General features: G+C 67.8%; 12 protein-coding genes and 1 pseudogene. 6 read left to right on the forward strand and 7 right to left on the reverse strand.

All coding sequences use genetic code 11. From position 1 onward, the window contains the following. The 5 genes from TSO221_RS27975 to TSO221_RS27995 all read right to left on the reverse strand — a co-directional run. Positions 1–655 (reverse strand): branched-chain amino acid ABC transporter permease (locus TSO221_RS27975; RefSeq protein ID WP_109121794.1); only part of this gene is annotated, 655 nt, incomplete at its 3' end. A gap of 3 nt (positions 656–658) precedes the next feature. Beyond that, positions 659–1546, reverse strand: a complete 888-nt coding sequence (locus TSO221_RS27980; protein WP_109121795.1) for a branched-chain amino acid ABC transporter permease — start codon at positions 1544–1546, stop codon at positions 659–661. A 145-nt stretch (positions 1547–1691) separates the two neighbouring features. Continuing rightward, the gene (locus tag TSO221_RS27985) at positions 1692–2906 is read right to left on the reverse strand and encodes an ABC transporter substrate-binding protein (RefSeq protein WP_109121796.1); all 1215 of its coding nucleotides are present in this window, start codon (positions 2904–2906) and stop codon (positions 1692–1694) included. A gap of 221 nt (positions 2907–3127) precedes the next feature. Next, positions 3128–3850, reverse strand: a complete 723-nt coding sequence (locus tag TSO221_RS27990; protein ID WP_109121797.1) for an ABC transporter ATP-binding protein — start codon at positions 3848–3850, stop codon at positions 3128–3130. Next, a complete protein-coding gene (locus TSO221_RS27995; RefSeq protein WP_109121798.1) occupies positions 3843–4598 on the reverse strand; it encodes an ABC transporter ATP-binding protein in 756 nt (251 codons plus the stop codon). The genes TSO221_RS27990 and TSO221_RS27995 overlap by 8 nt, the downstream gene beginning before the upstream one ends. Before the next feature lie 457 nt (positions 4599–5055). Between TSO221_RS27995 and glgC the strand changes: the two genes are divergently transcribed. Both glgC and TSO221_RS28005 read left to right on the forward strand, forming a co-directional pair. Continuing rightward, on the forward strand, positions 5056–6309 hold the full coding sequence (glgC, locus tag TSO221_RS28000) for a glucose-1-phosphate adenylyltransferase (RefSeq protein ID WP_109121799.1): 1254 nt from the start codon (positions 5056–5058) through the stop codon (positions 6307–6309). A gap of 157 nt (positions 6310–6466) precedes the next feature. Continuing rightward, positions 6467–6838 carry a response regulator gene (locus TSO221_RS28005; protein WP_109121800.1) on the forward strand — a complete coding sequence of 124 codons (372 nt, stop codon included), beginning with the start codon at positions 6467–6469 and terminating at the stop codon, positions 6836–6838. An 8-nt stretch (positions 6839–6846) separates the two neighbouring features. Here TSO221_RS28005 and TSO221_RS28010 read toward each other — a convergent pair whose 3' ends face one another. Continuing rightward, positions 6847–7179: a hypothetical protein gene (locus TSO221_RS28010; RefSeq protein WP_109121801.1), complete on the reverse strand. Its 333-nt coding sequence runs from the start codon at positions 7177–7179 to the stop codon at positions 6847–6849. Positions 7180–7624: 445 nt separating this feature from the next. Between TSO221_RS28010 and TSO221_RS28015 the strand changes: the two genes are divergently transcribed. Genes TSO221_RS28015 through TSO221_RS28030 form a run of 4 tightly spaced genes read left to right on the forward strand, consistent with a single transcriptional unit; the run spans position 7625 to position 12120 of the window. Continuing rightward, on the forward strand, positions 7625–8182 hold the full coding sequence (locus tag TSO221_RS28015; RefSeq protein WP_109121802.1) for a 2-oxoacid:acceptor oxidoreductase family protein: 558 nt from the start codon (positions 7625–7627) through the stop codon (positions 8180–8182). Between the two features lie 16 nt (positions 8183–8198). Continuing rightward, the gene (locus TSO221_RS28020) at positions 8199–9452 is read left to right on the forward strand and encodes a pyruvate ferredoxin oxidoreductase (protein WP_109121803.1); all 1254 of its coding nucleotides are present in this window, start codon (positions 8199–8201) and stop codon (positions 9450–9452) included. A gap of 14 nt (positions 9453–9466) precedes the next feature. Next, positions 9467–10477 (forward strand): thiamine pyrophosphate-dependent enzyme, encoded by a 1011-nt coding sequence (locus tag TSO221_RS28025; RefSeq protein WP_109121804.1) that lies wholly within the window; start codon positions 9467–9469, stop codon positions 10475–10477. Next, positions 10474–12120 (forward strand): NAD(P)-binding protein, encoded by a 1647-nt coding sequence (locus tag TSO221_RS28030; protein ID WP_109121805.1) that lies wholly within the window; start codon positions 10474–10476, stop codon positions 12118–12120. The genes TSO221_RS28025 and TSO221_RS28030 overlap by 4 nt, the downstream gene beginning before the upstream one ends. Before the next feature lie 289 nt (positions 12121–12409). Here TSO221_RS28030 and TSO221_RS36620 read toward each other — a convergent pair. After that, positions 12410–12531: pseudogene (locus tag TSO221_RS36620) on the reverse strand (electron transfer flavoprotein subunit alpha/FixB family protein); the annotation flags it as partial.

Genomic DNA, 12531 nt, shown 5'->3' on the forward strand with positions numbered 1-12531 from the left:
TGTACTGGTCGGTGCGGTAGCCCAGCGAGATGGCGCGCGGCTCGTTCTCGCGGATCGCCTTCAGCACCTGCCCGAACGGCGAATGCACGGTGCGCCAGATCAGCGCGAAGCCGAAGACGAACACCGCCAGCACGAAGAAGTACATGCTCAGCGGCTGGTTGAGGTCGATGACGCCGAGCAGGTGGCCGCGCGGCACCGCCTGAATGCCGTCCTCGCCGCCGGTGAACTTCAGCTGCAGCGCCATGAAGAACACCATCTGGCTGAGCGCCAGGGTGATCATGGCGAAGTAGATGCCCTGGCGGCGGATCGCCACCCAGCCGAACAGCAGGCCGAGCACCGCGGCGAAGGCGGTGCCGAGCAGGATCGCCAGCTCGGGCGGCAAGCCCCAGACCTTGGCGGAATGCGCGGTGACGTAGGCGGCCCCGCCGAAGAACGCCGCGTGGCCGAAGCTCAAGAGGCCGGCGAAGCCGATCAGCAGGTTGAAGGCGCAGGCGAACAGCGCGAAGCACAGCACCTTCATCAAGAACACCGGGTACAGCACGAACGGTGCCACCCCGGCCAGCAGCAGCCCGGCGCCCACCAGCAGCGGCAGGCGGCTGGCGGCGTCGCTGGAGGTACGGCCGCCCAGGACGGCCACATTGGTGTCGGCAGACATGGCTCAGCGCTCCCGTCCGAAGAGGCCCGCGGGCTTGATGAGGAGGACGATCGCCATCACCACGAAGATGACGATGTTCGAGGCTTCCGGATAAAAGACCTTGGTCAGCCCCTCGAGCAGCCCCAGGCCCAGCCCGGTGACGATGGCGCCGAGGATCGAGCCCATGCCGCCGATCACCACCACCGCGAAGACGATGATGATCAGGTTGGAGCCCATCAGCGGATTGACCTGGTAGATCGGCGCCGCCAGCACGCCGGCCAGCCCCGCCAGCGCGACGCCGAAGCCGTAGGTGGCGGTGATCATCACCGGCACGTTGATGCCGAAGGCCTGCACCAGCACCGGGTTCTCGGTGGCGGCGCGCAGGTAGGCGCCGAGCTGCGTGCGCTCGATGGCATACCAGGTGCCGGAGCACACCACCAGCGAGGCGACGACCACCCACGCCCGGTAGTTCGGCAGGAACATGAAGCCGAGGTTCTGCCCGCCCTTCAGCGCGTCCGGGATCGGGTACGGCATGCCCGAGGAGCCAAACTGGTGGCGGAACGCGCCCTCCAGCATCAGCGCGATGCCGAAGGTCAGCAGCAGGCCGTAGAGGTGGTCCAGCTTGTACAGCCGGCTCAGCATGGTCTTTTCCAGCGCCACGCCGAACAGCCCGACCAGCACCGGCGCCAGCAGCAGCGCCCACCAGTAGCCCACCCCCGCCCACTGCATCAGCATCCAGGCGGCGAAGGCGCCGACCATGTACTGCGCGCCGTGCGCGAAGTTGATGACGTTCAGCATGCCGAAGATGACCGCCAGGCCGAGGCTGAGCAGCGCGTAGAACGAGCCGTTGATCAGACCCAGCAGGAGCTGTCCGAAGAGGACCTGGGGCGCCACCCCAAGCAGCTCGAACATGATCCGACCCTCCCTGTTGTTTAGGTTCTTGTTGTGGCGACACTTGCCCCCTCCCAACCTCCCCCCGCTTCGCAGAGGGAGGAGATTTCCCTCCCCTGCGAAGCGGGGGAGGGGTCAGGGGTGGGGGCAAGTCTCAAGCCAGCGCTTACTTCACCAGCGGGCAGCCGCTCTCCTTCGGATCCAGGAAGGCCTGCTCCGCCGGGATGGTCTTGACGATCTTGTAGTAGTCCCACGCCCCCTTGGACTCCGCCGGGGCCTTCACCTGGGCCAGGTACATGTCGTGGAACATGCGGCCATTGGCGGCGACCTTCCCCCGGGCGAACATGTCGTCCACCGGCAGTTCCTTCATCTTCGCCGCCACCTTGTCCGGATCGTCGGAGCCGACCTCCTTGACCGCCTTCAGGTAGTGCTTGACCGCCGAGTAGACGCCGGCCTGCACCATGGTCGGCGCCTTGCCGCCGTTCTTCGCCATGAACGCCTTCGACCACGCCCGCTTGGCGTCGTCCTGGTCCCAGTAGAAGCCGTCGGTGAGCAGCAGCCCCTGCGCCGCCTGCAGACCCAGCGCGTGCACGTCGGTGATGAACAGCAGCAGGCCGGCGAGGCTCTGACCGCCCTGGGTGATGCCGAACTCGGCGGCCTGCTTGACGGCGTTGGTGGTGTCGCCGCCGGCGTTGGCCAGCCCGATCACCTGCGCGCCCGAGCCCTGCGCCTGCAGCAGGAACGACGAGAAGTCCGAGGTGCCCAGCGGGTGCCGCACCGCGCCGTTCACCTTGCCGCCGAGCTGCTTGACCATGGTGGTGGTCTCGTTCTCCAGCGAGTGGCCGAAGGCGTAGTCGGCGGTCACCATGTACCAGGACTTCTTGCCCTGCTCGACCAGCGCGCGGGCGGTGCCCGCGGCCATGGCGTGGTTGTCGTAGGTCCAGTGGAAGCCGTAGGGCGAGCAGCTCTTGCCGGTCAGGTCGGTGGAGCCCGGGCCGGACATCAGGAAGATGCGCTTCTTGTCCTTGGTGATGCCCTGCACCGCCAGCGCTGCGGCGGAGTTCGGCACGTCGGCGACGACGTCCACCTTCTCGGTGTCCACCCACTGGCGGGCAAGGTTGGCGGCGATGTCGGCCTTGTTCTGGTGGTCGCCGACGATGATCTCGATCTTGGCGCCGCCGATGGCGTTGCCGAACTCCTCGGCCGCCATGCGGGCCGCGATGGCCGAGCCCTCGCCCGCGAGGTCGGCGTAGATGCCCGATCGGTCGTTCAGCACGCCGATCTTGACGACGCTGTCGGACATCTGCGCCTGCGCGGCGCCGGAGGCCAGGGCGGTGCCCAGAGAAGATAGCGCGACGCCGGCCAGAAGAATGGTGCGCATGGTGTGTCTCACTCCCTCGTTGATTTGCTTGATCGGTTCCTTCCTCGGCCGCCGTCCCCGCGAAGGTGGGGATCCATGCTTCCCGAAAGAGCACGCGGCGCGAGGTGTGGATCCCCGCCTTTCGCGCTGGCGCAGCCAGCGCTGCGACAGGCGAATGCCCCAGGCATTCGCCGGGAGCCTTCGCGGGGATGACGACAAAAGAAACAGATGTCCGCGGTCCGCTACACCCCCAGATACTCGTGCAGCTTACCCATGTTGGCTTCCAGCTCGTCGTTGGGGATCATGTCGACGATGTGCCCCTCCTCCATCACGTAGTGGCGGTCGGCGATGGTGGAGGCGAAGCGGAAGTTCTGCTCGACCAGCAGGATGGTGAAGCCGCGCTGCTTCAGTTCGCGCACCGCCACGCCGATCTGCTCGATGATGACCGGGGCGAGGCCTTCGGTCGGCTCGTCCAGCAGGATCAGGTTGGCGCCGGTGCGCAGGATGCGGGCGATGGCCAGCATCTGCTGCTCGCCGCCCGACAGCCGGGTGCCCTGCGTGCTGCCGCGGCCCTTCAGGTTGGGGAACAGCGTGTAGATCTGCTCGACGGTCATGCCGCCCGGCTTGACCACCGGCGGCAGCGTCAGGTTCTCGTCCACGCTCAGCGAGGCGAAGATCCCACGCTCCTCCGGCACGTAGCCGATGCCCAGCCGCGGCACTTTGTGCTGCGCCAGCCCGATCAGCTCCTGCCCCTGGAATTTGATGGAGCCGGTGCGCTTGGACACGACGCCCATGATCGAGCGCATGGTGGTGGTCTTGCCGGCGCCGTTGCGGCCCAGCAGCGTGACAACCTCGCCCTGCCGCACCTTCAGCGACACCCCGTGCAGCACGTGGGATTCGCCGTAGTAGGCGTGCAGGTCCTCGATCTCCAGCATGGCGGTGGTGGTGAAGGCGCCGTCAGGCATGTCCGGTCCCCATATAGGCTTCCATGACCTGCGGGTTGCGCGAGACCTCGGCGTACGGCCCTTCGGCCAGGATCTCGCCGCGCCGCAGCACGGTGATGGTGTCGGAAAGGTCGGCGACGACCGAGAGGTTGTGCTCGACCATCAGGATGGTGCGGTTGGCCGACACCCGCTTGATGAGCTGGGCGGTGCGGTCGATGTCCTCGTGCCCCATGCCGGCCATCGGTTCATCCAACAGCAGAACCTCGGGATCCAGCGCGAGCGTCGTGGCGATTTCCAGCGCGCGCTTGCGGCCGTAGGGCAGCTCTGCGGCGAGGTGCCCGGCGTAGTCGGTGAGGCCGACGTCGCGCAGCAGTTCCTCGGCGCGCTCGTGCAGCCCGTGCAGCGAGGTCTCGGAGCGCCAGAAGTGGAAGCTGGTGCCGAGCGGCCGCTGCAGCGCGACACGCACGTTCTCCAGCACGCTGAGGTGCGGGAACACGGCGGAGATCTGGAAGGAGCGCACCAGCCCCATGCGGGCGATGTCGGCCGGCTTGGTGGCGGTGATGTCCTTGCCCCGGTAGAGGATGGCGCCGCGCGTCGGCGCCAGGAACTTGGTGAGCAGGTTGAACACCGTGCTCTTGCCGGCGCCGTTCGGGCCGATCAGCGCGTGGATGGTGCCGCGGCGGACCCGCAGGTTCACGTCCTTGACGGCGACGAAGCCCTTGAACTCCTTCGTCAGCCCCCTGGCCTCTAGAATGGTGTCGTGGTCCATTCGGATCCTCTTCTCTCTGCCGTTCCCGCCAGCGCCCCGGACCCTGGACCGTGCCGAGGGGGTGGCACGGTCCATGCGCGGTCCGCCGGCCGGGGGAGCCGAAAACGAACGGACCACGCGCCGGTCCGGGAGACACGCGAAGCGCTCGCGGGAACCCTCCCTGCGTCGCCTTTGCCGGCGGGCGGAACCGCCCGGCCGGTGACGACCTTGGCGCATTCATCTGCACACGGTGTGCCAAATCGACGCAGGCACGGCGGGAATGGCTGATTGTCAGGGATTCGGACGGAATCCCCACCCTCCGGCGAGGCCCCCCTCGGCCAGAAGTGTCGGATCGCCGGACGCCGAGTGTCGGGGATGCCGGACACTCCACATTCGGTTACCCTCGTGGGGGAGCGGCGGCGGGAACTCGGACCGCCACTGCACGGTTCCAGTCACGGCGTTTCGCAGGAGCAATCCGATGCAGCTGAAGGTGCTCGCCCTTGTCCTTGCCGGGGGGAAGGGAACCCGGCTGATGCCGCTGACCCAGGAACGCGCCAAGCCGGCCGTGCCCTTCGGCGGCAAGTACCGCATCATCGACTTCGTGCTGTCGAACCTGGTGAATTCCGGCGTCTATTCGATCTACGTGATGACCCAGTTCAAGAGCCAGTCGCTGATCCAGCACCTGCGCGACGGCTGGCAGTTCGGCGGCATGCTGAACAATCAGTTCATCATCCCGGTCCCCGCGCAGATGCGCTCGGAGGGGGAGGAGTGGTACCGCGGCACCGCCGACGCCGTGTACCAGAACGCCAACCTGATCGAACAGTCGGAACCCGACCTCGTCCTGCTGTTCGGCGCCGACCACGTCTACCGCATGAACGTGCGGGCGATGATCGAGTACCACATGCAGAAGGGCGCCGACGTCACCATCTCCGCCCTCCCCGTCGACCGGAAATTCGCCAGGGACTTCGGCGTGCTGCAGGTGGACGCGGAGAACCGCATCACCGGCTTCATCGAGAAGCAGGCCGACGCGCCCACCATCCCCGGCCAACCGGACTGCGTGCTGGCCTCCATGGGCAACTACATCTTCTCGCGCAACTGCCTCCTGCAGATGGTCTACGAGGACGCGCAACGGCCGGGCAGCAGCCACGACTTCGGCAAGGACATCCTGCCGCGGCTGATCGGCTCCTCGGCGATGTTCGCCTACGACTTCAAGACCAACCGGATTCCGGGGCAGGTGGAGAACCAGCCGGCCTACTGGCGCGACGTCGGCACGCTGGACGCCTATTACGAGGCCAACATGGACATGCGGGCCATCGACCCGCCCATCGACATCTACAACCGCGCCTGGCCGCTGCGCACCGCCGGCTATTCCGACCCGCCGGCCAAGTTCGCCTTCGACGACGAGGGGCGGCGCGGCATGGCGATGGATTCCATCATGGCGGGCGGCTGCATCATCTCCGGCGGGACGGTGCGGCGCTCGGTGCTGGGGCGCTTCGTGCGCGTGCACTCCTACGCCGAGGTGGAGGACAGCATCATCTTCGACAACGTCGACATCGGGCGCGAGTGCAAGGTTCGCCGCGCCATCATCGAGAAGAACGTCCGCATCCCGCCCGGCACGCGCATCGGCTACGACCCGGAGGAGGACGCCCGCCGCTATCACGTCACCGACACCGGCATCGTCGTGGTGGGCGGCCCACGCTCGCCGGTCAACTTGACGGTGATGACGGTTTAGAGGTGGAGAAAGGGCAGGAAGGGCACCCCACCCCCTGCCCCACCCCTATCACCATTGCCCTGCTTCCCGCCGCCGCCGTCCGGCCTTAGCCTTGACGGATGTCCGCGCAACCGCTTGACTGCGATCACGGATCCGGAATTCCGAAGGTAACGGCACGATGACGCTCGACGAACCGCTGAAGGGTCTGCGACTGCTCGTGGTTGAGGACGAGGCGATGGTCGCCATGATGCTGGAGGACATGCTGGGCGACCTCGGCTGCGAGGTCGTCGGCCCGGCCGGCAGCGTGGCGCGCGCCCAGGAGTTGGCGCAGGGGGAATCGGGGCTGGCGGCCGCCATTCTCGACGTTAATCTCGGCGGCCTGCCGATCTATCCGGTGGCCGAGACGCTGAAGGCGCGCGGCGTGCCGTTCGTGTTCATCACCGGCTATGGTGCGGCCGACCTCGACGACCGCTTCGCCGACGCCCCCACCGTGCAGAAGCCGTTCAGCATGCCGGCGCTGCGCGACACCCTCGTGAAGGTACTTGCCTAGGGAGACGACTACCCGGCCATGCGCCAGCGGCGCGGGCGCTGGCCGAGGCGGTCGACGCGGTCCATCAGCTCGCCCACTTCGATCGCGTCGTCCAGATGACCGTAACGCGCCAGCGTACGGGCGTAGGTGGCCAACGCGCCGATCACGGCCCGCTCGTCGGTGACGCCGTGCGCCGGCTTGCCCGCGCGGTCGACAATCAGAACGCCAAGCGCCGCGAGCGCCTCCGCCACGTCGGTGACGGCCTGGGTGAGTGCCGCGTCGTCGTCTTCCACGACGTTGAGGACCGGCTCAAGGACGTCGGCGAGCGCGGTGCCGTCGGTGGGCCAAGTGCTGCTGCTCATGATCCGTCACTCCGGGAGGTTCCCAAAAGGGCTCTCCTTTATTTCCTTTGACAGTCAGGGGGCCGCGATCAGGGCCTCGATACCAAGAACACCCCAGAACGCCATTCAGCCCCGGCGCCTACCCGAAAGAGCGGCAGGCGCGCACCGTCGCCGCACCACGGGCATCGGTGACGGTGCCGAATGCCGCCAGGGGCTTTCTTGAATGGGCGCCCCGAAAGGGGGGCGCAAGGGATGGCGGGGATATCTTTGGGGGTGCATGAGGAGTCCGCGTCGCCCCGGTCAAATCGACGCACACCCCATGAATTAACTTATTTTCAGTTAATAGACCTCTGAAACACCCCCATTTCGCCAACCCGCATTGCGCTACATCAATGCGCTCATTGGTATGACCACTTAGAAGCCCTGCAACCGAAAAACAACGGGTGCTCTCTGGAGGACGCTCAAGATGTTCCAGGTCCGTTTCCACGGGCGTGGCGGGCAAGGCGTGGTCACCGCCGCCGAAATGCTCTCTGTCGCCGCCTTCAAGGAAGGCAAGCACGCCCAGGCTTTTCCCAGCTTCGGGTCCGAGCGCACGGGGGCTCCCGTCGTCTCCTTCTGCCGCATCGACGACAAGGAGATCCGCCTGCGCGAGCCCATCATGGTGCCCGACGCGCTCATCATCCAGGACCCCACCCTGTTCCATTCGGTGGACGTCTTCCAGGGCCTGCCGGAGACCGGCTACGTGCTGATCAACTCGGCCCGCGGCTTCGACGAGCTGCACATCGCCGACTACATCGCCCGCTTCCCCAAGGGGCACGCGCACTGCGTGCCGGCCAGCGACATGGCGCGCGCACACGTCGGCCGGCCGCTGCCGAACGCGGCGCTGCTCGGCGGCTTCGCGGCGGTGACCAAGCAGATCAAGATCGAATCGGTCCTCGCCGCCATCCGCGAGACTTTCCCCGGCAAGATCGGCGAGGCCAACGCCCGCGCCGCCACCGCCGCGTACGAACACTGCCTCGTCTGATCCGGGAGAACGCAGCATGCTGAAGCAGGTCGAAGGCAGCCACGCCATGGCGGAAGCCATCGCGCTCTGCCGCCCCGAGGTCGTCTGCGCCTACCCCATCACCCCCCAGACCCACATCGTGGAAGGGCTGGCGGAGCTGGTGCGCGACGGTCACCTGAAGAACTGCGAGTACATCAACGTCGAGTCCGAGTTCGCGGCGCTGTCGGTCGCCATCGGCTCCTCGGCGGCCGGTGCCCGCACCTACACCGCCACCGCGTCGCAGGGCCTGCTCTACATGATGGAGGCGGTCTACAACGCCTCCGGCCTCGGCCTGCCCATCGTGATGACCCTGGGCAACCGGGCCATCGGCGCGCCGATCAACATCTGGAACGACCATTCCGACGCCATGTCCATGCGCGACGCCGGCTGGATCATGCTGTTCGCCGAGACCAACCAGGAAGCCGTGGACCTGCACATCCAGGCCTTCAAGCTGGCCGAGGAGCTGTCCTGCCCGGTCACGGTCAACGTCGACGGCTTCATCCTGACCCACGCGGTCGAGCGGGTGGACATCCCCGAGCCGGAGCAGGTCGACCGCTTCCTGCCGCCCTTCGAGCCGCAGCAGGTGCTGGACACCACCGACCCCGTCTCCATGGGTGCCATGGTCGGACCCGAAGCGTTCACCGAGGTGCGCTACCTCGCCCACCACAAGCAGATGGTGGCGCTCGACCGCATCCCGGAGATCGCCAAGGAGTTCAAGGAGATCTTCGGCCGCGAGTCCGGCGGCCTGGTGCGCACCTACCGCGCGGAGGACGCCGAGACCATCGTCGTCGCCATGGGCTCTGTCATGGGCACCATCAAGGACACCATCGACGAGATGCGGGACGCCGGGCACAAGGTCGGCGCCCTCTACATCGGCGCCTTCCGTCCCTTCCCGCTGGAGCAGGTGCGCGACGCGCTGCTGGGCGCCAAGCGCGTGGTGGTGCTGGAGAAGAACCTCGCCGTCGGCATGGGCGGCGTTCTGGCCAGCCACGTCCGCATGGCGCTGCGCGGCCACCACAGCCGCGTCTACACGCTGATCGCCGGCCTGGGCGGCCGTCCGATCACCCGCGCGGCGATCCGCGGCTTTCTGGAGAACGTCGAGAGCGAGCCGCACTTCGACCTGCACTTCCTCGACCTCAAGCGCGACGTGGTGGACGCCGAGATCGCCCGCATGGGCGAGACGCGCCGCTCCGGCCCGATCGCCGAGAACATCCTGCGCCACATGGGCGCGGACGCGCAGAACGTGCTGTGAGGGAGGACGCGACCATGTCCCAGACCGTCAAGTTCTACCAGACCGGCACGCTGACCGTCGGCAACCGCCTGCTCGATCCCGAGACGCGCACCGTACAGTCGTCCGAGGACCGCTCGAACGCCATCACCTGCGGCCACCGCGCCTGCCAGGGCTGCGGCGAGGCGCTCGGCGCCCGCTACGCCATCGACACGGCGATGAAGGCGACCGACGGCAAGGTGATCTGTGTGAACGCCACCGGCTGCCTGGAGGTGTTCACCACCCCCTACCCCGAGACCTCGTGGCAGGTTCCCTGGATCCACTCGCTGTTCGGCAACGCCGCGGCGGTAGCGACCGGCGTCGCCGCGGCCATGCGCGTCAAGGGCAAGGCGACCACCCGCGTCATCGCCCAGGGCGGCGACGGCGGCACCACCGACATCGGCTTCGGCTGCCTGTCCGGCATGTTCGAGCGCAACGACGACGTGCTCTACATCTGCTACGACAACGAAGCCTACATGAATACCGGCGTGCAGCGCTCCTCGGCGACGCCGCCGGCGGCCCGCACCGCCACCACGCCGGCGGTGGGCGAACAGCCCGGCAACGTCTTCGGCACCGGCAAGAACGTGCCGCTGATCGCCATGGCGCACAACATCCCCTACGTCGCCACCGCCTCGGTCGCCGACCTGCACGACCTGGAGCGCAAGGTGACCAGGGCGATGTCGATCCGGGGTGCCCGCTACATCCAGATCATGGTGCCCTGCCCGCTCGGCTGGGGCACGCTCAGCCACGACACCATCAAGCTGGCGCGGCTGGCCATGGAAAGCGGCATCTGGCCGCTGTTCGAGGCCGAGCACGGCGTGGTCACCGCGTCGCGCGCCATCCGCCGGAAGGTGCCGGTGGCCGAGTACCTGAAACCGCAACGCCGCTTCGCCCACCTGTTCAAGGCCGACAACCCGCACGCCGCGGAATCGCTGCGCCGCTTCCAGGCGATGGCCGACGAGAACTGCCGCCGCTACAACCTGATCCGTGACGAGGAGGTCGCGCAATGACCATCGACCGTCCTGGCAACCGCCCCTTCGCCATCACGCTCGACGTCGGCACCTCGCTGGCCAACCGCACCGGGTCCTGGCGGACGGTGAAGCCCGTCTACAACGACCATCTGCCGCCCTGCAACAAGCAGTGCCCGGCCGGAGAGAACATCCAGGCGTGGCTGTTCCACGCCGAGGAAGGCAACTACAAGGCCGCCTGGGAGCAGCTGGTGCAGGACAACCCGCTGCCCGCCATCATGGGCCGCGCCTGCTATCACACCTGCGAAAGTGCGTGCAACCGCGCCCAGCTCGACCAGCCGGTGAGCATCCATTCGGTGGAGCGCTTCCTCGGCGACCTCGCCATCCGCGAGGGTTGGAAGGTTCAGCCCGGTCCGGCGTCCGGCAAGAAGGTGCTGGTGATCGGCGCCGGCCCGTCGGGCCTGTCGGCCGCCTACCACCTCGCCCGCCTCGGCCATAAGGTGACCATCGCCGAGGCCGGCCCGAAGGCCGGCGGCATGATGCGCTTCGGCATCCCCAGCTACCGCGTGCCGCGCGACGTGCTGGACGCCGAGGTGCAGCGCATCCTCGACATGGGCGTCGAGCTGCGCCTGAACACCAAGGTCGACGACATCCCCGCCGCCATGAAGGCCGAGGGCTTCGACGCCTGCTTCGCCGCAGTCGGCGCGCATCTGGCGAAGCGCGTGGACATCCCGGCCGGCGGCGCCGGACAGATCCTCGACGCGGTCAGCGTGCTGCGCAGCATGGAGGTGGGGGCCGAGGCGCCGAAGCTCGGCCGCCGCGTGGTGGTCTACGGCGGCGGCAACACCGCCGTGGACGTGGCCCGCACCGCCAAGCGCCTGGGCGCCGAGGAAGCGGTCATCGTCTACCGCCGCACCCGCGAGCAGATGCCGGCGCACGACTTCGAGGTCGAGGAGGCGCTGGAGGAAGGCGTCGCCCTGCACTGGCTGCGCACCATCAAGAGCATGGACGAGGGCGAGCTGCTGGTCGAGAAGATGGCGCTCGACGAGAACGGGTGGCCGCAGCCGACCGGCGAGTTCGAGAAGCTGGAGGGCGACACGCTCATCCTCGCACTCGGCCAGGACGTCGACACCACGGTGATCGAGAAGGTGCCGGGCGTCGAGGTCAACAAGGACCGCACCATCAAGGTCGGCGCCGATCTGCAGACCGGCTATCCCGGCCTGTTCTGCGGCGGCGACATGGTGCCGTCGGAGCGCACGGTGACGGTCGCCGTCGGCCACGGCAAGAAGGCGGCCCGCCACATCGACGCCTACCTGCGCGGCACGTCCTACGAGCCTACGGCCAAGCGCCCGACGGCCGAGTACGACCGCCTGAACCCGTGGTACTACACGGACGCCCCGCAGACGGTGCAGCCGACGCTGGACCTGCTGCGCCGCCAGACCACCTTCGACGAGGTCAAGGGCGGCCTGGACGAGCACACCGCCCTGTTCGAGGCGCGGCGCTGCCTGTCCTGCGGCAACTGCTTCGAGTGCGACAACTGCTTTGGCGTCTGCCCCGACAACGCGGTGATCAAGCTCGGCCCCGGCAAGCGGTTCGAGTTCAACTACGACTTCTGCAAGGGCTGCGGCGTCTGCGCCGCGGAATGCCCCTGCGGCGCCATCGACATGGTGGCGGAAGAGGTGTGACCAAAGTCCCTCCCCCGCCTCCGGCGGGGGAGGTTAGGTGGGGGCAACGGCGTATCCGGGAGGCGTGGATTCTCGGAGGCGCTGTTGCCCCCACCCGTCACCGGTCACCCGCAAGTCGGGCGACCGCGTTCCGCCTGCGACCGCCTGCGGCGCTCGTTGCCTTCGGCACCGGCTCCACCCCCCAGCGGGGCTGGGGAGGGGTAAAATGAAAAGAGGCCGGGCGGCGCTGCATCCGCCGCCCGGCCTGAGTTCCGCACCCCGCGGGGGACGCAATGGTGCGGCGGACTCCTCAGAGAGCGTCCTTCAGGTCCGGCAGCGTCTTGAACAGATCGGCCACCAGCCCGTAGTCGGCGACCTGGAAGATCGGCGCCTCCTCGTCCTTGTTGATGGCGACGATCACCTTGCTGTCCT

Source organism: Azospirillum sp. TSO22-1, from assembly GCF_003116015.1.
In the GTDB taxonomy this organism is placed as follows: Bacteria; Pseudomonadota; Alphaproteobacteria; order Azospirillales; family Azospirillaceae; genus Azospirillum.